General features: G+C 48.2%; 22 protein-coding genes and 1 pseudogene. 11 read left to right on the top strand and 12 right to left on the bottom strand.

All coding sequences use genetic code 11. The features are described 5' to 3' along the window. Positions 1–429: pseudogene (locus HQ393_RS18010) on the bottom strand (M16 family metallopeptidase); the annotation flags it as partial. A gap of 196 nt (positions 430–625) precedes the next feature. Here HQ393_RS18010 and HQ393_RS03740 point away from each other — a divergent pair. Together HQ393_RS03740 and HQ393_RS03735 are read left to right on the top strand one after the other, a co-directional pair. Then, positions 626–1,105: a DUF4231 domain-containing protein gene (locus tag HQ393_RS03740; protein ID WP_179357516.1), complete on the top strand. Its 480-nt coding sequence runs from the start codon at positions 626–628 to the stop codon at positions 1,103–1,105. 2 nt (positions 1,106–1,107) lie between these two features. Further along, on the top strand, positions 1,108–1,515 hold the full coding sequence (locus tag HQ393_RS03735; RefSeq protein WP_218871285.1) for a hypothetical protein: 408 nt from the start codon (positions 1,108–1,110) through the stop codon (positions 1,513–1,515). Between the two features lie 38 nt (positions 1,516–1,553). Here the strand turns inward: HQ393_RS03735 and HQ393_RS03730 are convergent, their stop codons facing one another. Beyond that, a complete protein-coding gene (locus tag HQ393_RS03730; protein WP_179357515.1) occupies positions 1,554–3,257 on the bottom strand; it encodes a putative bifunctional diguanylate cyclase/phosphodiesterase in 1,704 nt (567 codons plus the stop codon). Positions 3,258–3,537: 280 nt separating this feature from the next. Here HQ393_RS03730 and HQ393_RS03725 point away from each other — a divergent pair, with 280 nt between their 5' ends. After that, positions 3,538–4,398 carry a 23S rRNA (adenine(2030)-N(6))-methyltransferase RlmJ gene (locus HQ393_RS03725; protein ID WP_179357514.1) on the top strand — a complete coding sequence of 287 codons (861 nt, stop codon included), beginning with the start codon at positions 3,538–3,540 and terminating at the stop codon, positions 4,396–4,398. Positions 4,399–4,466: 68 nt separating this feature from the next. On the opposite strand, the gene HQ393_RS03720 is transcribed toward HQ393_RS03725, so the two are convergent. The 7 genes from HQ393_RS03720 to leuC form a co-directional block, all read right to left on the bottom strand. Further along, on the bottom strand, positions 4,467–5,402 hold the full coding sequence (locus HQ393_RS03720; RefSeq protein ID WP_179357513.1) for an Asd/ArgC dimerization domain-containing protein: 936 nt from the start codon (positions 5,400–5,402) through the stop codon (positions 4,467–4,469). Between the two features lie 107 nt (positions 5,403–5,509). Continuing rightward, positions 5,510–6,271, bottom strand: coding sequence for a substrate-binding periplasmic protein (locus HQ393_RS03715; protein ID WP_179357512.1), 762 nt, complete (start codon positions 6,269–6,271; stop codon positions 5,510–5,512). 113 nt (positions 6,272–6,384) lie between these two features. Continuing rightward, a complete protein-coding gene (gene leuB, locus HQ393_RS03710; protein WP_438833116.1) occupies positions 6,385–7,449 on the bottom strand; it encodes a 3-isopropylmalate dehydrogenase in 1,065 nt (354 codons plus the stop codon). 177 nt (positions 7,450–7,626) lie between these two features. Continuing rightward, positions 7,627–8,358: a glucosamine-6-phosphate deaminase gene (gene nagB, locus HQ393_RS03705; RefSeq protein ID WP_179357511.1), complete on the bottom strand. Its 732-nt coding sequence runs from the start codon at positions 8,356–8,358 to the stop codon at positions 7,627–7,629. A 116-nt stretch (positions 8,359–8,474) separates the two neighbouring features. Beyond that, a complete protein-coding gene (leuD, locus tag HQ393_RS03700) occupies positions 8,475–9,113 on the bottom strand; it encodes a 3-isopropylmalate dehydratase small subunit (RefSeq protein ID WP_179357510.1) in 639 nt (212 codons plus the stop codon). Then, a complete protein-coding gene (locus HQ393_RS03695) occupies positions 9,110–9,226 on the bottom strand; it encodes an entericidin A/B family lipoprotein (protein WP_179357509.1) in 117 nt (38 codons plus the stop codon). Before HQ393_RS03695 ends, leuD begins: the two co-directional genes overlap by 4 nt. A 15-nt stretch (positions 9,227–9,241) precedes the next feature. After that, positions 9,242–10,651: a 3-isopropylmalate dehydratase large subunit gene (gene leuC / locus HQ393_RS03690; RefSeq protein WP_179358388.1), complete on the bottom strand. Its 1,410-nt coding sequence runs from the start codon at positions 10,649–10,651 to the stop codon at positions 9,242–9,244. Between the two features lie 192 nt (positions 10,652–10,843). Between leuC and HQ393_RS03685 the strand changes: the two genes are divergently transcribed. The 3 genes from HQ393_RS03685 to HQ393_RS03675 all read left to right on the top strand — a co-directional run bounded on the left by HQ393_RS03685 (position 10,844) and on the right by HQ393_RS03675 (position 12,140). Then, positions 10,844–11,284 carry a ribonuclease domain-containing protein gene (locus tag HQ393_RS03685; RefSeq protein WP_179357508.1) on the top strand — a complete coding sequence of 147 codons (441 nt, stop codon included), beginning with the start codon at positions 10,844–10,846 and terminating at the stop codon, positions 11,282–11,284. After that, on the top strand, positions 11,275–11,553 hold the full coding sequence (locus HQ393_RS03680; RefSeq protein ID WP_179357507.1) for a barstar family protein: 279 nt from the start codon (positions 11,275–11,277) through the stop codon (positions 11,551–11,553). Before HQ393_RS03685 ends, HQ393_RS03680 begins: the two co-directional genes overlap by 10 nt. Before the next feature lie 305 nt (positions 11,554–11,858). After that, the gene (locus HQ393_RS03675; protein ID WP_179357506.1) at positions 11,859–12,140 is read left to right on the top strand and encodes a helix-turn-helix domain-containing protein; all 282 of its coding nucleotides are present in this window, start codon (positions 11,859–11,861) and stop codon (positions 12,138–12,140) included. An 18-nt stretch (positions 12,141–12,158) separates the two neighbouring features. Here HQ393_RS03675 and HQ393_RS03670 read toward each other — a convergent pair whose 3' ends face one another. After that, positions 12,159–13,016, bottom strand: coding sequence for a radical SAM protein (locus HQ393_RS03670; RefSeq protein WP_179357505.1), 858 nt, complete (start codon positions 13,014–13,016; stop codon positions 12,159–12,161). A gap of 35 nt (positions 13,017–13,051) precedes the next feature. Beyond that, a complete protein-coding gene (locus HQ393_RS03665; RefSeq protein WP_179357504.1) occupies positions 13,052–13,510 on the bottom strand; it encodes a universal stress protein in 459 nt (152 codons plus the stop codon). 128 nt (positions 13,511–13,638) lie between these two features. On the opposite strand from HQ393_RS03665, the gene HQ393_RS03660 reads away from it, so the two are divergent. From HQ393_RS03660 to HQ393_RS03645, 4 genes are read left to right on the top strand one after another with little or no spacing between them, the layout of a single operon-like run. Then, positions 13,639–14,070 (top strand): acyl-CoA thioesterase, encoded by a 432-nt coding sequence (locus HQ393_RS03660; RefSeq protein ID WP_179357503.1) that lies wholly within the window; start codon positions 13,639–13,641, stop codon positions 14,068–14,070. 3 nt (positions 14,071–14,073) lie between these two features. Next, positions 14,074–14,487, top strand: coding sequence for a tellurite resistance TerB family protein (locus HQ393_RS03655; protein WP_179357502.1), 414 nt, complete (start codon positions 14,074–14,076; stop codon positions 14,485–14,487). Between the two features lie 53 nt (positions 14,488–14,540). After that, positions 14,541–16,328 (top strand): methyl-accepting chemotaxis protein, encoded by a 1,788-nt coding sequence (locus HQ393_RS03650; protein ID WP_179357501.1) that lies wholly within the window; start codon positions 14,541–14,543, stop codon positions 16,326–16,328. Between the two features lie 36 nt (positions 16,329–16,364). After that, positions 16,365–16,874: a DNA-deoxyinosine glycosylase gene (locus HQ393_RS03645; RefSeq protein ID WP_281361483.1), complete on the top strand. Its 510-nt coding sequence runs from the start codon at positions 16,365–16,367 to the stop codon at positions 16,872–16,874. On the opposite strand, the gene HQ393_RS03640 is transcribed toward HQ393_RS03645, so the two are convergent. Then, positions 16,871–18,556, bottom strand: coding sequence for an ABC1 kinase family protein (locus tag HQ393_RS03640; RefSeq protein WP_179357500.1), 1,686 nt, complete (start codon positions 18,554–18,556; stop codon positions 16,871–16,873). The genes HQ393_RS03645 and HQ393_RS03640 overlap by 4 nt on opposite strands. Before the next feature lie 85 nt (positions 18,557–18,641). On the opposite strand from HQ393_RS03640, the gene HQ393_RS03635 reads away from it, so the two are divergent. Continuing rightward, positions 18,642–19,598 (top strand): C40 family peptidase, encoded by a 957-nt coding sequence (locus HQ393_RS03635; protein WP_246307942.1) that lies wholly within the window; start codon positions 18,642–18,644, stop codon positions 19,596–19,598. Positions 19,599–19,637 lie beyond the last annotated feature (39 nt).

Here is a 19,637-nt window from a genome sequence, read left to right as displayed (position 1 = left end):
GCTTTCGCTGCGTTGCAGTCCTTCAGCCAAAACAATTTTCTTTTCAATCGACAAGTTTTCAGCGTCCAACGCAATTTGCCCGCCTGCCCAATCAGCCAGCAAGCGCAAGCCATCTTTTACTTGCCCAGAATGAAGGCCAAGTTCATAGCGCGTGTATTCATGGAAAGTAAATGCATTGGTGTCGTTCCCCAAACGGGCACCTTGTAACTCGATCAGGTTTTTAATCTGGTTCACAGAAAACTGGCGAGTACCACGGAATGCCATATGTTCGAGCAAATGGGCATAGCCTAATTCCTCGTCAGTTTCATTGATCGAGCCGACATTCACCAGCAATCTAAGCTCGACTTGATCACTCGGCTCTTTGTTGGCTTTAATCAGATATCGCAAGCCATTGCTTAACTCACCATGCCGAACTTGCGGCGAAATCATTGCCGGTTTTTCAAACTGGTGTTCAACACCGAACAGTTGACTAGACAGGAAAACAAAAAAGATTGTTCGTAGAATGAAATTCACTGCAAAATCCAAATAAAGCTGACACGTTGCAAGCATGATACGCACGCCAGTTGTTACCGTCCATCGCCAAACAAGGCTGGTATGATGCCGTTTTCCCTAGATCAAATTCGTCATGGACAACGAAATCATTGCGCAAATTTTGCAGCAGCATCCAAATATGAATGTGCGGTTTTTGCTCAGTAAAATGATTAAATTCCAGCAATATTGCGAGCGAAAAAGTCGGCGGCTGAAACGCAGTACTTATTTTTTCAAATTCAGCATGCTGATTTTGGCCACGATTAGCACGATCGTGCTGGGGCTAGATGCCGCTGGCCTGCAACCCTATGCCAAAAATATTGCCTTGGTGTTGGGGGCATTGATCACGTTATTGGGCGGCATTGCCAGTTTTTTGAATATTGAAGAATACTGGATGCGCAATAACGCGATCCACTTACGCCTTAAAGCCCTGCGTGATCGATTGATTTATCTCACCGCCGATTTGCAGGCTATTGAAGAGAACATTCTGCAAAGCATTATCAATGATTATCAAGCCATCACCGAAAGCAATATCAATTACTGGTATGACGCAATCGCTGAACGCAACGCGACATAAGCATGACGATTTGGTATAAAAAACGCCGGAATTACAAATACATTCTGGAGTCAAATTTAGTCTTTGATACAGGCTGGCAGTTGGCGCGGACCATCCAATGTCAATTCATCACCCTGACTGAACAAGGCAAGCTCAGTATTGCCCAGCGTTATGCCTGGGATGGCGCTAGCGGGCCAATGCCTGATTTCCCAAGCATTATGCGGGCCTCATTAATTCACGATGCGCTGTACCAGCTAATGCGTGAAGCACATCTGGATGCGAAACAATATCGACATGCGGCCGATCAGATTTTGTTGCGCGTGTGTTTGGCTGATGGCATGAACCGGCTGCTGGCTTATTGGGTATATTTTTGTGTACGTTGTTTTGGCGAGCGAGCATCGGCCAGTGAATTATTGCGCTTCAAATCCTAAATGGGGTATACCAAGCAAGATCTCTATTTAAAAAGATTTCACTCAGTTACCCCATCCATGTATCTTGCTGCCAGCTCTTTTTCGAGCGGTCGGCTAAACCAATACCCTTGCGCATACTGTACGCCTTGCTCAGCCAGCCACAAGGCTTCGGCTTGCGTTTCCACCCCTTCGGCGACGACCTCTAATTGCAAGGCATGTGCCAAATCGAGTAATGCACGGCAAACCTGCTGATGGGCGTGGTTATCCGGAATATTCTGAATCAAGCTGCGGTCAAATTTTAATTTAGACAGCGACATGCGTGACAGCATGGCCAAATTGGAATAACCCGTGCCAAAGTCATCCATATGTACCGCAATATCCGCTTGCGTTAATTGGCGGATGCTCTGGATGGAAGGCGCTTGCATCAGGGTTGATTCGGTCAATTCTAGCTGGATCAGACACTGCAAAAACACCGGCAAACGCTTGATGCGCGCAATCACTGAATCAGCAAAGCCCAAATTTGCCAATTGCAAGGCCGACACATTGACCGCAATTGGCACCACGGCTAGCCCTGCCTGTGCCCAGCTTTCTAGCTGACGGATCGCTTCATCAAGCGCCCAATCGCCAATACTGGCAATGATCCCCGTTTGCTCGGCAAACGGAATGAAATCAACTGGGCTAACCTCACCGCGCTGCGCCTGATTCCAACGGATTAACGCTTCATAGCCAATCAGGCGGTTATCCGCGAGGCGAATTTGTGGCTGATAAACCAGCCGAAACTCATTCAGTAACAAGGCCTGGCGTAGCTCACGCTCTAGCTCAAGCTGCAACACAGCGTGTTTGGCCATTGCACTGGCAAAAACACTCACGACGCCGCGCCCCGCCGATTTACCGCGATAGAGCGCAATATCAGCGTGTTTCAGCAATTGGCTGGCAGTTTGACCATCTTCAGGAAACTGCACTCGACCAGCGGTGAAGCCCAATTGAAAATCGAGGTCTTCAATTTGGATGGTTTGGTTTAAGATCGTATGCAGTAAATCATCAATACGCTCAATGTCTTGCAATGGCGCCAGGACCACAAATTCATCCCCACCCAGCCGAAATACCTGATCACTCAAGGTCTGCAAACGTTTGGCCACTTGCAGCAAGGCCGCATCACCCGCGCCATGCCCTAGCGCGTCATTAATTCGTTTGAAATGATCCAAATCGATCAGCCATAAGCTAAACGATAAGCCACTGTCGATCCAGATCGACAGTTGTCGCTCCAAATAACTGCGATTGAGCAGCTGAGTGAGTGGATCATGCCAAGCCAGCCATTCCAATTGTTCCTGCGCTTGCTTGCGCTCACTGATATCGCGCGCGATCCCGGCGGTGCCAATGATGGTTTTGCCCTCATACACGGGCACTTTGATCAACTCCATCCAGCGTTGACCATCAATGGCATGATCAAAAGGGTTTTCACTGCGGATCGCAACCCCAGTGCGGATGACTTTGAGATCATCAGCCTGATATTCCGCGGCTAGATTCGGCGGCGATAGATAAAAATCGTCCTTTCCGAGTAACTCGTGGGGATCTTTGATCTGCCAAATATCGCGAAATGCCTGATTAACGACGACAAATCGCCCCTGCGCATCTTTCACCCAAGCCAAGTCAGGCACGCTATCGAGTAAAGCCTGATAACGATCTCGCAGACGACGAGCATGAAAAGCATACGCCAGCAAAACAAGGCAAAATGCAGTTAATCCGACAAGCAACCAAATCATAGTGCTCCTTGCTGCAATCACTTGAGAATGCGAAAGGATCAAATTGAGCGCCGCCATCGCGCCCATTCGCTCAATACTCTAGCCAATTTAGTCAGCGTAATATCAAAATCATTCCCTCATCAGCAATAAAAACGACATATTACTTACAGCATAGTTGATTTCACGTCCGACGCCGGCGAGATACCGCTTCCCCCTGATCGGTGAAGGCCAACGCGCTCACAAGCCAGCTCTGAATGATGGGTTTACGGTTACAATAGCGCATTGAGTTCAGGATCAAATCATGCTGAGTTACCGCCACGCCTTTCACGCCGGCAATCACGCAGACGTGTTAAAACACGCTGTTGAAGTGTTGCTACTCGACTACCTCAACCAAAAAGAAAAACCGTGGTGGTATATCGATACGCATGCAGGCGCAGGGGTGTATTCGCTGACTGAAGGTTATGCGACCAAAAATGCCGAGTTTGAAACCGGCATTGCCCGTTTGTGGCAGCGCAGCGATTTACCCGAAGCACTTAAACCTTATATTGAGCTGGTTAAAACGCTGAATGCCGGTCAAGACCATCTGATATTCTACCCCGGCTCGCCCTATGTAGCGCAAGCTCTGCAACGCTTTGACGATAAATTGCGCTTGTTTGAGTTACACACCAACGATGCCAAAATCCTGAGCGATAATTTTGCTTCTGCGGGCAAACGCGCTCAGGTGGTACACGCCGATGGCTTTGCCAGCATCAAGGGTGTACTGCCACCGCCACCACGCCGCGCATTGATGCTGATCGATCCACCGTACGAAGATAAACACGATTACGTTCGCGTTGCCGATACGATGAAAATCGCGCTCGAGCGGTTCCCGACGGGCGTGTATGCGATTTGGTATCCGCAATTATCGCGCGTCGAAGTCAAACAAATGCTCGATAAGCTGAAAAAGCTGCCTGCCACCAAATGGAACGGTAGCTGGCTACACGTGGCGCTCACCGTCCAGACCCCAAGTCCAGATGGCTTTGGCATGCATGGCAGCGGGATGTTTGTGATCAACCCACCGTGGACACTGGCCAATCAACTAGAAAGTATCATGCCGTATCTGGTTAAACACCTTGGTATTGATAGCGGAGCGAAATATACCCTGGAGTTTCAAACCGTTTAAATACAAAAAAGCCCCGAAATTCGGGGCTTTTTTAATGGGCAACAGCGATACTGAGGCAATTAAAGCACTTACACCAAAGCCAACAATAAAGCCAAAGCACGCGCAGGTAAACGCGCATTATCAGCGACCAACCAAATCGTCGCACTGCGGCCATCGCTAGACAACTGCAATTGATTCGCCCAGATTTTATCGCCACCGATGGCATCTTGCGGCGTCGCAATACCGGCTGCGCCTTCTGCTTGCAAGAAATACAAAGCAGGCGCGTCTTTCAACGCGGCGCTCACTGCTTCCAATGTTTGTGCCGAATTAAATTGCACCGCCAAACTCACCGCATGGCCAAAAAAGACCGGCACGCGGCTTACGGTTAAGCTATTCACCGCGTGCCCTGCCGCAGCCAATTCACCCTGAATCCGCGCCTCTTCACCTCGATTTGCAGTGGGCAGCAGATTAAACGCCAAGCGTTTTGGGTAGCCCGCTAACTCAACTTCTTGCTGCGCAAATAACTGGCGGGTTTGCATCGACAGCGCTTCGATGGCTGATTTGCCATCTTCCGATACCGATACCATCGCAGTCGCGGCGGCAAAATCCAGCGTTGATAGTGATTTAAATGCGGCCAGCGCAGCAGAAATCATCGAAGTCAGTACATGCGGCAAGCTCACGACTTGCCCAGGTTTTGGCTGGCCGACTTTACTTTGGGTCGCGCCAGTCAAATCGATCACGGCAGCATTACATTCAGCAGCCACCGCGGCATATTTTGCCGCCAATTCAGGCGAGCCGACAAAAACAACGGCATCTGCAGATTTCCAGTCGAAAAGCTCTACGTCAATAATCGGCAACACATGCTCGCGCAGCTCAACAGTACCTGCCTCTTCGTCATCAGCTAAAGGATACAGCGCAGAAATCGCGAGCAGATTATCTGTCAGCATTTCGCCCAATACATCCAACACGGTTTGAGCTGCAGGGGTATCTGCACCAACGAGCGCAACCGAAATAGCTTTAGACATATACTTACTCCAGGTATAAATAAAAACAACCGCCAACAGCATAACGCTGGGGCGGCGAAGCGCGTATTTTACTCGGTAACGCGCGATAAAACGAGGGCAGGATTTACCTAATTAGCCTGATTAATCTCGCGTCGCGTTGATTCAATCAGGCGCGGCAATTGACCTGACTCACTCAAAGCGCGTAATCCAGCATTAAATTGGCTGGCCCAGCGTTCGGCTTTGGGATTTTTACGATCGAACACCACATGCAATGGTGCATTCCAATAGGCCTGATTTTGACAGGTCAATTTATTTTGCTCACCAGCACTTAGGTTTTTGGCCATCACATAAGGGCCAACTTCAGCGTCAATTGGGAACACATCGATATAGCCAGCCCCAAGCTTTTTAAAGTTAGCAACGTCGCTATTGCTCACATCGGTTTTTAATACGCCTGATTTCACTAATTTATCAAAATCGTCCGAATAAAAATTCCCCGCCGTTACGCCGATTTTATACGGCGCTAAATCATTCAATTTTTTCCATTCAATTACACGGCCTTTTTGTAGGCAAAATACCATCCGTAATGATAAAACTGGGTCGCTATACACTAGGTCTTTTTCACGCTCGGGATTTTTCGCCCAACCAAAGCCACCCTCGTAATAACCCAGCCGAACGCCTTCAATCGCCCGATTATTAGGAACGGACTCCAATTTAACCGAGATTTTTTGCTGTTCAAACGCCGCGACGACCACTCGAGTCAGCAGCCCTTTATATGCTAACTTCTCGCCCATATAGGGCGGATATTCTTGCAAAGTCAGTGTAATTTGCTCGGCAAAAGCATTTGCGGCACTGGCACCGATAAGCAATGAAGCGAACAATTTTATGCGCATGATCAGCTCTCGTTTTATATCATTTTTATTCATCATAGCAGTGCGCATTTTGCGCACATAAAAAAAGAGCCTTTACGGCTCTTTTTTTATGAATCTCAATTCGATCGAGGTCATTACAGTGCGGCAACCACCGCATCGCCCATCGCTGAGCAAGTGACTTTCGTCGTACCTGCTTCGTAGATATCAGCAGTGCGTAAACCTTGCGCCAAGACGGATTTCACTGCGTTTTCCACGCGTTGCGCAGCCGCTTCGTTATTGAAGGTATAACGCAGCATCATTGCCACCGACAAAATCGTTGCTAATGGGTTCGCAATGTCTTTGCCCGCGATGTCTGGTGCTGAACCATGACTTGGCTCGTACAAGCCTTTGTTGTTGGCGTCGAGCGAAGCCGATGGCAACATGCCGATTGAGCCCGTCAGCATGGACGCTTCATCCGACAGAATATCGCCAAAGATATTACCCGTTACCACTACGTCGAATTGTTTTGGTGCTTTGACCAATTGCATCGCTGCGTTATCGACCAGCATGTGACTCAATTCAACGTCTGGGTATTCTTTCGCCAGATCAGTCATGATCTCTTTCCAGAATTCAGTCGTTTCCAACACATTGGCCTTATCCACTGAACACAGTTTTTTACCGCGTTTTTGTGCGGCTTGGAAAGCCACGTGGCCGATACGGCGGATTTCTGATTCAGCGTACAGCATGGTGTTAAAGCCTTCGCGCTCGCCCGCTTCGTTGACGCGGATGCCACGTGGCTGGCCGAAATAAATGTCGCCAGTCAATTCGCGCACGATCAGGATGTCCAGACCCGATACCACTTCAGGCTTCAGCGTCGAAGCGTTCGCCAATTCTGGATACAAAATCGCTGGGCGCAGATTAGCGAACAGGTTCAAATCTTTACGAATCGCGAGCAGGCCGCGCTCTGGGCGCAATGGGCGATCGAGCTTGTCATATTGCGGGCCACCGACTGCACCCAGCAAAATCGCATCGGCTTCGCGGGCCAATTTTTGCGTGAATTCTGGATACGGCGCGCCGTATTGATCATATGCAGCACCGCCCAATGGCGCTTCTTGCAACTCTAAAGCTAGGCCGTCGTTTTTTAATACTTCGAGCACTTTTTTAGCTTGCGCAACAATTTCAGGGCCAATGCCATCACCGGGCAGAATCAATACTTTCATGTTTATCTCGTGGTCGTTGTGTGTTTCATAAACTGCATGGGTATTGCCAGAAAAACCTTTGAAATAAAGATTCACAGCGCTATACCCAGCAAATGCCAAGCTGTCTGTGCAACTATTGCAGCACTTAAACGTAGAAAAAGAGGGGCATGCCCCTCTTTTGATCGAATGATAATCCGATTAGAACGATACTTTGTAGTCTACATCGCAATCAGTCATCACAATCACGCGTGGGTGCGTTTGCAGCAATGAAGCTGGCACTTGCGTCGTGATTGGGCCATTGAGCGTCGCATCCAAGATCGCCGCTTTTTCCGCGCCTTTAACTACGAGCAGGATTGTTTTAGCTTGCATGATGGTACCCATACCCATCGTTACGGCGTGCGTTGGCACTTCGTCGATGTGGTTGAAGAAGCGTTTGTTGGCTTCGCGAGTGTCTTGCTTGAGCGTTACTTTATAAGTACCACGTGACAGGTGCTCATCTGGCTCGTTAAAACCGATGTGACCATTGCCGCCAATACCGAGCAATTGCAAATCAACTGGGCCTTGTTCAAACATCATGCGATCGTAGCTGCGGCACTCAGCATCAACGTCCGCAGCATTGCCATCAGGCACATGGGTGTTTTCGCGTTTGATATCAATGTGATCAAACAGATTGCGTTGCATAAAATTGCGATAGCTTTCTTGGTGCGTTACTGGCAGACCAACATACTCATCCAAATTGAATGTTTTGGCTTGCGCAAAGCTCACCAAACCTGCTTGGTATGTTTTAACGATTTCTTGATACAAACCAACTGGCGTACCACCAGTAGCCATACCCAAAATCGCGTTTGGTTTAGCACGAACCATAGAAATAATCAGGTCAGCGGCGGCACGATCTAGATCGCTTTGATTTTTAAATTTATGCAGGATCATCGGTTTACTTTCCAAGAAATTGAATTCGACCGTAAAAGGATACGACAAAATTCAGAGAATAATATTGATAAAGCCTAAAAAAACGAGCCCCAATGATAAAAAAGGGGCTCATTAACTTATTTTGCAAACAGCCAAGGTTGCTCAGCTCGACGCTTGGCCTCAAAGGCGCTAATTTCATCGCGATGCGCCAAAGTTAAACCAATTTCATCCAAGCCATTGAGTAAACAATGTTTGCGATGTTCAGTAATCTCAAATTTAAATACTTCACCGCTCGGTGTCGTAATGGATTGAGTTTCCAGATCAATTTTCAGACGATAGCCTTCCGTTTTTGCTTCGGCAAAAAGCTGATCAACTACTGCGGCTGGCTGCACAATCGGTAGCAAACCATTTTTAAAGCAGTTGTTAAAAAAGATATCGGCAAAACTTGGCGCGATCAGCGCGCGAAAGCCAAAATCTTCAATCGCCCATGGCGCGTGTTCGCGCGAGCTGCCGCAGCCAAAGTTGTCACGCGCCAATAACACTTGAGCACCTTGATTACGAGGCAAGTTAAGCTCGAAATCAGGATTGAGCTGGCGCAGGCTGTTGTCCATACCCGGCTCACCGTGATCGAGATAGCGCCATTCATCAAACAGATTTGGGCCAAAGCCTGAGCGTTTGATCGACTTCAAAAACTGTTTCGGAATGATGGCATCCGTATCGACGTTTGCACGATCCATCGCGCAAACCAGACCGTCTAATTGCACAAAAGGTTTCATTTCGCTGCCTTTTCGATGGCTTCGCCACCCTTTTTAATGTCCTTGCCAATACCCGACATGGTATTGCAGGCACTTAATACCAGAACCAATACGCCGAGAATCAATGTACGCATCGTGATCACCTTTGCTTAGGCAAACGTACGGACGTCGACAAAATGACCCGCGATCGCTGCCGCAGCCGCCATTTCTGGGCTCACCAAATGCGTACGGCCACCTTGACCTTGACGACCTTCGAAGTTGCGATTTGACGTTGAAGCACAACGCTCACCCGGCTCTAAGCGGTCGGCATTCATTGCCAGACACATTGAGCAACCTGGCTCGCGCCATTCAAAGCCCGCTTCAATAAAGACTTTATCGAGGCCTTCGGCTTCTGCCTGCGCTTTAACCAAACCAGAGCCAGGTACGATCAAGACCAATTTAACGTTAGCGGCTTTCTTTTTACCCTTCACTACACCCGCCGCAGCACGCAAATCTTCGATACGGCTATTGGTACAGGAGCCGATAAAGACTTTATCTACCGCGATATCAGTCAATGGGGTATCTGCCGCCAAGCCCATATATTGCAAGGCGCGCTCGTAACTACCCTTCTTCACTGGATCAGCTTCATTCGCTGGGTTAGGCACTTTGCCTGATACACCCAAGACTTGCTCTGGCGATGTGCCCCACGTGATTTGCGGCTCAATGTCTTCTGCGCGCAACTCAACAACGGCATCAAATACCGCGCCTTCATCTGAAACCAGCTCTTTCCAGCTAGCAACAGCAGCATCCCATTGCTCGGCACTTGGCGAGAATGGACGACCTTTGAGGTATTCGATGGTTTTATCATCAACGGCCACCATGCCCGCGCGTGCACCGCCTTCGATTGCCATATTGCACAAAGTCATACGGCCTTCGATACTCAGGCTACGAATCGCTTCACCACCAAATTCAATCGCATAGCCTGTACCGCCCGCAGTACCGATCTTGCCGATAATCGCCAGTGCGACATCTTTCGCAGTAACGCCAGTACCGAGTTTGCCATCTACGCGCACCAGCATCGCTTTGGATTTTTTGGCCACCAAAGTTTGTGTTGCCAACACGTGCTCAACTTCGGAGGTACCAATACCATGCGCCAGTGCAGCAAATGCACCATGCGTAGAAGTATGGCTATCACCACACACTACCGTCATGCCCGGCAAGGTGGCACCATTTTCAGGGCCAACCACGTGCACGATACCTTGACGTTGATCTTTAAATGGGAAATAAGCCAGCGCGCCAAATTCTTTGATATTGGCGTCCAGCGTTTCAACCTGAAGACGAGAAATAGGGTCTTGAATCCCTTTTTCCCATTCATTCGTTGGCGTGTTGTGGTCTGCCGTCGCCACCACAGATGAATTACGCCAAGGCAAACGATGCGCCAGTTTCAAGCCTTCAAAGGCCTGAGGGCTAGTCACTTCATGCACCAAGTGACGGTCAATATAAATTAAGCATGTACCATCAGCTTCTTCGCGTACTACGTGCGAATGCCAAAGTTTATCGTACAGAGTTTTAGCGGACAGGATTTGAGCCATAACAGGGATCGCCATTCGGTACAATCGGGAAACCCCTGATAGTAGCGGATTCGACCTTCTGCGACAACCAAGGAAGCCGCTTCGCGACTTGGATAAGTCGATTAAATCACTCGCGTCTTGCGCAACAAATGCAAAACCAAATAAATTGCGCTTCAAGCCTTCCCAACAAGTGAGTCACCGATGAAATTAATACCCAGCCTCATTGTGCTACTGACCCTAAGCTGGAGTGGCGTCAATCACGCTGCCTTACCAAGTTGCCAGCAAATAGCGCGCGATATCGCTCAGCAAAAACACGTGCCAGCCAAAGAGTTGCAAGACATCTTAGTGAGCCTGAATCAAAACAATCGATTACCTGATCAATTTGTCACCAAAAAAACGGCGCAACAGGCTGGCTGGAAACCTGGTAGCAGCCTCTGGGACTCTCTGCCAGGCAAATCAATTGGTGGGGACAAATTTAGCAATCGGGAACGTCGACTGCCTGATGGCAAATATTTCGAAGCCGATTTGGACTATCAAGGCTACAAGCGCAATGCAAAGCGGATTGTCTTTCAAGTCAAAGGCCCGCGCTATATTACGGTCGATCACTACAATACTTTTACGGAGATTTCCGCATGTCAGTAGGCACCCAAATAGTATTAAGCCAAATTAAATCGCTCGACGAGGCCTACCAGCAGATCGCCACGCAAGCCAATTTACCCGCCGACTTTGGCCGTAATTTGGACGCGCTTTATGATGTACTCACGACAGATTTGGCAGGTCCAGTACAAATCATGTGGCGGGGATTTATGCAATCAGAAAAAATCATGCCGGGTACGCAATTTCATGACTTGATGACAGTATTGAATGATGCCGCCGGTGAGCGTGATGACTTAGAGGTTGGACTTTGCTAATACCCACCAACCTATAGGCCAAAAGGCATTACCCAATAAGGCTTTTAAGAACATACCCCACAAACGCCACTCGTTCACTGCAATCGAGTGGCATTTTTACTTTTGCAGTTGTATCAATAAAATTAAAAGCTACGAATCTGCGCTTTGCCCATTCAGCAAGAGAAAAAGTTCCCCCGCTCGATTGTCAATATTCAACATGGATAAGGTGTAATAGTTCCGTGTCTCCGCAAGCCAAAATTCTTATGATGACATCAACATTATCAATTTGGCATGCCTTTGACTGGCATATTCTTCAGGAGCCCACCATGAATACGACCTTCAATCCCAAAGCAATTCGCAAACAACTAGGTATGAACCAACAAGAATTTTGGAGCCAGATTGGGGTAACCCAAAGCGGCGGCTCGCGTTACGAAAGTGGTCGTAGCATGCCTAAGCCCGTGCGCGAATTACTCCGCGTCGTACACATTGAGGGAATAGATTTGGCGACACTCAAGCGCGAAGAAATCAAAGCGCTGAATTATCTGCGCGAACAGCAACCTAACTTGCTTGATGATTTAATCAAAAAAGCAGCCAAAGCAGAGGCTTAACAGGCTTTTACTGCCCAACTAGGTACTGAGCTTCACCTCAAGCCCTATCGCCCTAATCCGCTCAGCCAGCGCTTGCATCCAGTCAGTCGGTGCAGCGCTGAGGCGATTTGCTTCTGTCTGCAATGAAGGTCTAGCCAGGCCATACAGCAAAACACCGGCCAAATTGACACCTGCAGCCATTTGCTCAGCCAGAAAATCCACATAGGCAACAAGCTCTGCTTCGCTTGGGAGCTGCCCATCAGTTGCAAACATACAGGTTTGAATCCAGGTGGGGCAGCATTGCGCTGACATGGCCAGACGACGCTCCACTTGTGCGCGCTTTAGTGCGATTTGATTGACAAACTCAAATCCATCGACGGGTGCACGATCTAATTTAAACCAAACCTCTCCCCGAATTTGCGCCAAGCGCCGTAGCCCTTCCTGCACAAACGCTTTATCTAGCTGACTACCATTGGTAATCAATACCGTTTTTAGCGCCAAATCAAACCGCTGCTGCGCAGCAGCGACTAGCTCAATAGCCTCTAAAAATTGCGGCGATGTGGTTGGCTCGCCATTACCTGAAAAGGCAATATCATTCAGCCGTCTTGCCTCCACGGGCACTGCGGTTTGCATAAAGTCGCCAGTCACAATTTGATTGAGCATCTGATCAAGCTCAGACGCAAGCAAGGCCAGATCAATCGTAGGGCCACTGCCGCGCACTAAATCTGGCACTTGGCAGTACACGCAGCGCCAATTGCACGCATTGTTTGGGTTGAGATTAATGCCGATAGAAACCCCACCCGCGCGCCTTGAGACCACGGGATAAACGTATTTTAAGCCTGCAATATCACGACGATGATCCACCACAGACAATGGCGCTGCTACCTTGATTGTCATTCCAAAAAAACCTAATTCAGACGTAAAGAAAATACTTAAACCGCAGGGCGATCATCCGCTTTGACCAGCAAGACAGGAATGTGGGTATGCCTCATAACCCCTTCTGCCACACTGCCTAGCAGCATATGCGTCAAGCCACCGTAGCCATGGGTTCCCATCACCAGCAAATGAGCCTCCCATTTACTCGATTCATCTACGATAGTGCGCGCAATTTGTCCGCCCCAGATTTCCACCAAAGCCGATTCAACCTTTATCCCTTGGCTTTCCAGTAGTGCAACACGCTCTTGGAGTAATTTTTCACCGCCCTCTTTGAGCGATGCCTGTAATTGCGGCACATCCAGAAACTCATTTGCACTCCAAGCAAACTGCGCCAAATCGATAACGTGAATCAGGCGAACAACGGCATGCTGCTCTGTCGCTAGCTTGCTGGCCTCAGCCAAAGCGGCAGCACTCGTATCACTATGGTCAACTGGCACTAATATCCGGCTATACATGATGAGTTCTCCTAGCTAAGTAAGGTTTTTCTTCAGTCTAGCAGGCTAGCTCCTGTTTGGGCTATTGCGGCATGGCAAAGGCGGGAATACACTCAAGACATCGAAACTTAAGCATTTACTGATCTAGCATGGCACGTTTACAGCTTGAATTGCCCAGTTGCGATTTATTTACTCTTGAATTGCCAGTACGGATCAGAGATATTAATTACGGTCAGCATTTAAGCAATGACGCCCTGATGGCGCTATTGCACGAAGCCCGTTTGCAATGGTTGCAACACTTGGGCTTTGGCTCGGAGACGGATGTTGGAGGCAAAGGCCTGATTATGGCCGACGCTGCCATTGTATTTAAGAACGAGGCTTTTCACGGTGATGTGTTGCAGATTCGTTTAGGTATTGATGAAATCAGCCGCGCCAGCTTTGAACTTTACTATGATGTCACTCACCAAACGCAAACCATCGCTCAAGCAAAAACAACCATGGTTGCGTACGATTACCAACTAAAAAAAACAAGCAAATTACCGCCTGCTTTACGCGCGGCAATTGAACCACATGGAATATAGAACATGAAAAAATACGCTAATAACAGCCCTGAAGCCATGGCTCGCATCTTGGTACTGCAAATGATTTGCGACGGCAATTTTGACCCAGAAGAAATCGATGAACTGGAACACCTGCATGTATATGACGTGCTGGGCATCAGTCGCAAAGGTTTCATTCAAGTGCTGCAGGACTATTGCAACGATATTGGCGACGAAGCTGATGAAGCGGGTACCGTACATTTAGTCGATAAAGATCGTATTGATCAACTACTCGAAACAGTGGATGAACCGAAAAAACGCCTGCAGCTGGCGGCTCTGTCGCTCGACTTGGCTAAATCAGACCAAGAAATTAATGATGCAGAATTGGCAGTATTTAGCCGCATGTTGAAAAAATGGCATTTGAACTTAGACGATTTACAACTCGCTTTTGATCATTAATTAGTCTTAACTGAATGAATTAGGCTATTAACCAAGTAAGCGAGTATTAAAGTATGGCATGGCTGGCAGATTTTCATCGCTCGTTTGAGCAGCACTTCATCCCAACTTTGGGGCGTAAATTTGCCTTCATTGCCTTACTCTCGTTTTTTCCATTGCTGATGCTATTGCTCGTTTATGGCGCGCAAGACTCTGTTTTACAGATCAGTCAAAGCTTGGCAAACCCAGAACGGCTTAAAATTCAGCAAGTTTTCTCAGACCTCATATTCTGGGCATGGTTCATCAGCGCCCTCGCTATTATTCTAGCCGCCATTGAGATCACCTATTTTTACTTCTGGATAACCAAGCCCGTCATCCAGATCAATCAAGTATTTGCCGATGCGGCAGACCATGATGGTGATTTATCGCGCAATATTCCCGCACCCTATAGCGATGAAATTAGCCAGTTGGCCATCACCTGCAATCGTTTTCTAAACAAGCAGCGTGAAATCATTGCCAATGTCCAAACCATGACAATAGGCATGGCTTTGGAAGCCGCTAAATCACAAAAACATATCCGTGAATCAGCTCAAGCCAGCGAGCAGCAAGACTTGCTGGCACAAAAAGTGGTTAATGCCAGTAATAGTACGACCATTGGAATTAATAATGTCTCTCGGCAAACTGGCGACATTTCCCAAACGACGTCAAACAATCTGGAGATGGCACATGCGTCTTATGCTGAACTGCAGGATGTGGTCGAGCGCATCAACGCCATTAATGGAAAAATTTCCAACTTTAATCATACCGTTGACGGGCTCAACAAGCGCTCTGCCAGCATTAAAACCATCGTCGATTTAATTAAGGAAATTGCGGGTCAAACCAACCTACTGGCCTTAAATGCTGCCATCGAAGCCGCTCGAGCGGGGGAACACGGTCGTGGATTTGCTATTGTGGCTGATGAAGTCCGCAAACTAGCGGAAAAAGTGGGCGTTGCGACCGATGAAATTTCCAGCGATATCGATAACATGCTGACTCAGGTTTCTGAAACTTTGAATGAAACCCAGTTGATTACCCAAGATGCCAATAAAACGCGTGATGTCGTAGAAAAGACTGCAGCTCAATTTTCACATCTGGTTGGCGACTTCGAAAATACCGCTGCGGCATTAAGTGGCATTGCCAACACGCTGGAAGAATTTACCGCTGCAAATAACATTGTTAATTCCAATGTCTCAGAAATTCACCAGCTATCTCTCAGCGTGAATGAAAAAATGCTCCGCTCTGCTGAATCGTCTAAAGATGTTGCCAAAGCCACAGAAGAAGTTCAAGCCATGGTCGGCCGCTTTGTTATTGGTCATGGTCCACTAGATGCAACAATTGCGTTGTGTGCTGACTTTAGAGATCAAGTGGCCAGCAAGATCAAAGCCATGCATGATCGCGGCATCAATGTATTTGATCAAAACTATCAAGCGATACCGAACACTCAACCGCAGAAATACAAAACCAATTATAACAAGTTATTTGAAGCGGAAATCCAGCCCTTGTACGATCAACTGGCAAAAACTGCAATTGGAGGCAAGTTTTCTTTAGCCGTCGATAACAAAGGTTACGGCCCAACGCACAATAGTTGGTATTCAAAAGCAATGACGGGGGAGCGAGCTGTTGATTTAATCAACAGCCGCAACGAGCGCATTTTCAATGACCCAGCCGGCCTACGTGCCGCGCAAAATACCGAGCGTTTCCTACTGCAAAACTATGTTCGTGATACCGGTGAGATCATGACTGAGCTTGATTTGCCGATTTTCATCGATGGCCGTCACTGGGGTAATTTGCGACTGGGTTTTGATGGCGCAGCAATGCTTCATTAATTCTTTTTTTATCCGCCTCAAACTAATGCCTATATTTTGATTGCGACAGAAACCAACTCAGCAAGGTTCAAAACGTCATTTGAGCCGGTTGCCAACACCGATTGCACGATACTGATTTTGGGCAGTTTGCCGGGGGATGCGTCGCTGGTACAGGGGCATTATTACGCGCACCCGCGAAATGCGTTCTGGGGCATCATGAGCCAGGCGACGTGCACCGACCTGAATGCCCTACCCTTTGAAGAACGCTACCCCATTTTACTCGCTCATCAGATCGCACTATGGGATGTGGTACAGAGTGCCATTCGGCCTGGCAGCCTCGATTCGGCATTGGCTCATATCAACCCGAACGCATTATCCGAACTGATTTTTTCCTTGCCAAATTTAAGCCACATTATTTTTAATGGGCAAACTGCGGCCAAACACGGCAGCAAACTAATCCCGGGGTATATCAAGCAAAGCATTGCACCATCAACTAGCCCAGCCCATACCCTCAGTTTCGACAAGAAACTTCAGGCCTGGCTGCAATTACTTGCTCACAAAAATTAACGTTCTTCTTTACTTGAAATCCAAATAGCAAACATCAGCCAAATTGCATTCAACAAGGCAACGACAAAGCCCAAAAAGCCCAACAAAGGCATGCCAAAAATCGTAGGCCCCACTTTGATGGTCATTGCGATGGATGAGCCAATAATCAGCGCGCCCGTCACTATACCCATCGTTAAACGGTTGGCACTCTTTGCTAGTTGATAGCCAAATTGATCTAGTCGCTTTAAATCCAAATCAATCCGCAAATTGCCTCGCCGCGCTTGCTTGATCAGCTTACCAATATCACGTGGCAACCCTGAAATAACAGAGAATGCTTCAAACAAATTTTCCCTGCCCCGCTTCAAAACGGTTTTGGGATTATAGCGAGCCAGAATGACTTCTTTTACAAACGGCGTTAGATGCGGAACCATTTGAAATTCGGGATCTAGTTGGCGACCTAAACCTTCCAGCGTAATCAGGGCTTTAAATAGCAAAGTCAGATCTGCAGGCAAGGTAATTTCATGCTCGCGCATAATCATGGCGACATCATTCAACAAATGCCCAAACTGAATATCTTTGAGGGATAAATTCTCATAATTGAACATAAAATCGGCTATATCGGCAGAGAGCTTATCCTCATCGACCACCGTTTCCCCGGTCCATTCGAGCAAGACATTCAAAATACCGTGTTCATCTCTTTGCGCTAAAGCGGCGAGCAAATCAACGATGTGATCACGCCGCGGATGCGGCAAGCGGCCCACCATGCCAAAATCAAGAAACGCAACGCGATTGCCCTCTAGGTATTTCACATTACCTGGATGGGGATCGGCATGAAAATAGCCATCAATTAACACCATCTTCAATACTGCATCAGCCCCGCGTGCGGCTAACACTTTGCGATCCAGACCCGCATTATCCAATGCCGCTAAATCATTCCCTGCCACACCCGCGATATAGTCCTGAACAATCAATATGTCAGAAGTCCATTCCCACCAAATTTTCGGGATAACAATCTCGTCATGCCCATTAAAGTTGGTAACAAAGCGCTCCAGATTTCTAGCTTCAATAGATAAATTGAGTTCACGGTGCAAGGATTTAGCGAATTCATCGACCATTCGTACCGGCTGATAACGGCGCAAATCGGGGAATTCAAACATCGCCAAACCCGCGATATGGCGCAAAATGCGTAAATCGGCTTCTATTTTCGGAATAATATTCGGGCGGCGAATTTTGAGTACGACCTCAGTACCATCTTGCAGTTTGGCACGATGCACCTGCGCAATTGAAGCTGACCCAATGGGTTTGGGGTCTAGCTCGACAAACACTTCATGCGGATCACGCCCAAGTGCCGCCAATAAAATAGGCTCTAGGTCAGAAAATGGCAGTGGTGGTACATCGCTTTGCAATTTCTCAAATTCAGAAATCCACTCCGGCGGAAACATATCGACCCGCGTGGCCAGAACCTGGCCAAGCTTAATAAATGTGGGCCCTAACTCCTCCAGAGCACGACGCACACGCACTGGCGGTTCAAGCAATTCCACTTCATGGTCACCGGGCCAATGTAATAGGTCTCCAGCACGTTCAACGCCCTTCGCCAAGCCCAATCTTTGTACCAAATTACCCAAGCCATGACGCATTAAAATTGCAATAATCTCGCGTACGCGCGGTAAGTCGCGCATCACGGTGAACGTTTCTTTTAACATCGAGTCTGTCCATTTGGGCCTATTTAGCCAATTATCTGAATTTTAGGCTTTACAGCCGTTTTCTACACCCGTAAAGTTCCTGCCCATGAAATGGATCATCATTCTTGCCACACTACTGAGCTGTTCAGCGCCTTTTGCCCTAGCAGACGAAGACATGCCGCTTGGCGACACCACGCCCTCCATCCAAGGCGGCTGGGGCTCGTCAAATGCCGACACCAGTACCGCTACACCCAAATCCCGAGCAAAAAGCAAATCCACTGCAACGATGCCTAAAGGCACAGACTACGCGCCTGCGCAGGATTTGCTACTCTCAGCGATGAGTTTGATTGGCGTAAAGTACACTTGGGGCGGAAACTCGCCTGAGTCGGGGCTAGACTGTTCTGGCTTTATCAAATACGTTTTCCAGAACTCGATGAATATTACGCTACCGCGCACAGCCTTTGGCATGGCACAAACGGGGCAAAACATCGATAAAACTGAATTAAAACCGGGCGACCTCGTATTTTTTAATACACTAGGCCGCACATTCTCGCACGTCGGCATCTACCTCGGTGACAACCGCTTTATTCACTCGCCACGTGCCGGGCGCAGCGTTGAAGTAGCCAATATGAATCAAAGCTATTGGCAAAATCGCTTTAATGGTGCTCGCCGGATCGCCGAGGGCGGTGGCCAAGGGCTGAATGTAAATGCGATGCTTGCTGCCACCAACAATAATGCTCGCTCAGCCACGGCAGCAAAATCAAGCAATGACGCGCCGCAGGCATCTGCGCGCCAATGCAAGAAAGTCACAACAGGCAAAGGCAAAAAGAGAAAAACGGTACTGCAATGCAACACTGCGCCGGCAAATCAAGATCAGGCCAAACCTAGCAGTGGCAAAAAACCTGCAAATAGCAGTAAAACGGCCACGTCGAGTAAGCCCGCTAAAACAGCAACCGCCAAGTCTTCAACGCGCAGCACGGCAAAATCGAGCAGCAATAAAAAGCCTGTGGCAAAATCAAGTAGCAAAAAACCGACTGCCGCAACAAGCACAAAAAAGAAGTGAGTCGGCTGTAGCCAATAAAAAAGCCTAAGCAATCGCTTA

This window comes from Chitinibacter bivalviorum (assembly GCF_013403565.1).
GTDB lineage: Bacteria > Pseudomonadota > Gammaproteobacteria > Burkholderiales > Chitinibacteraceae > Chitinibacter > Chitinibacter bivalviorum.
Note: the sequence above shows the minus strand (reverse complement) of the source record. Positions and strands in the feature narration are given on the sequence as shown.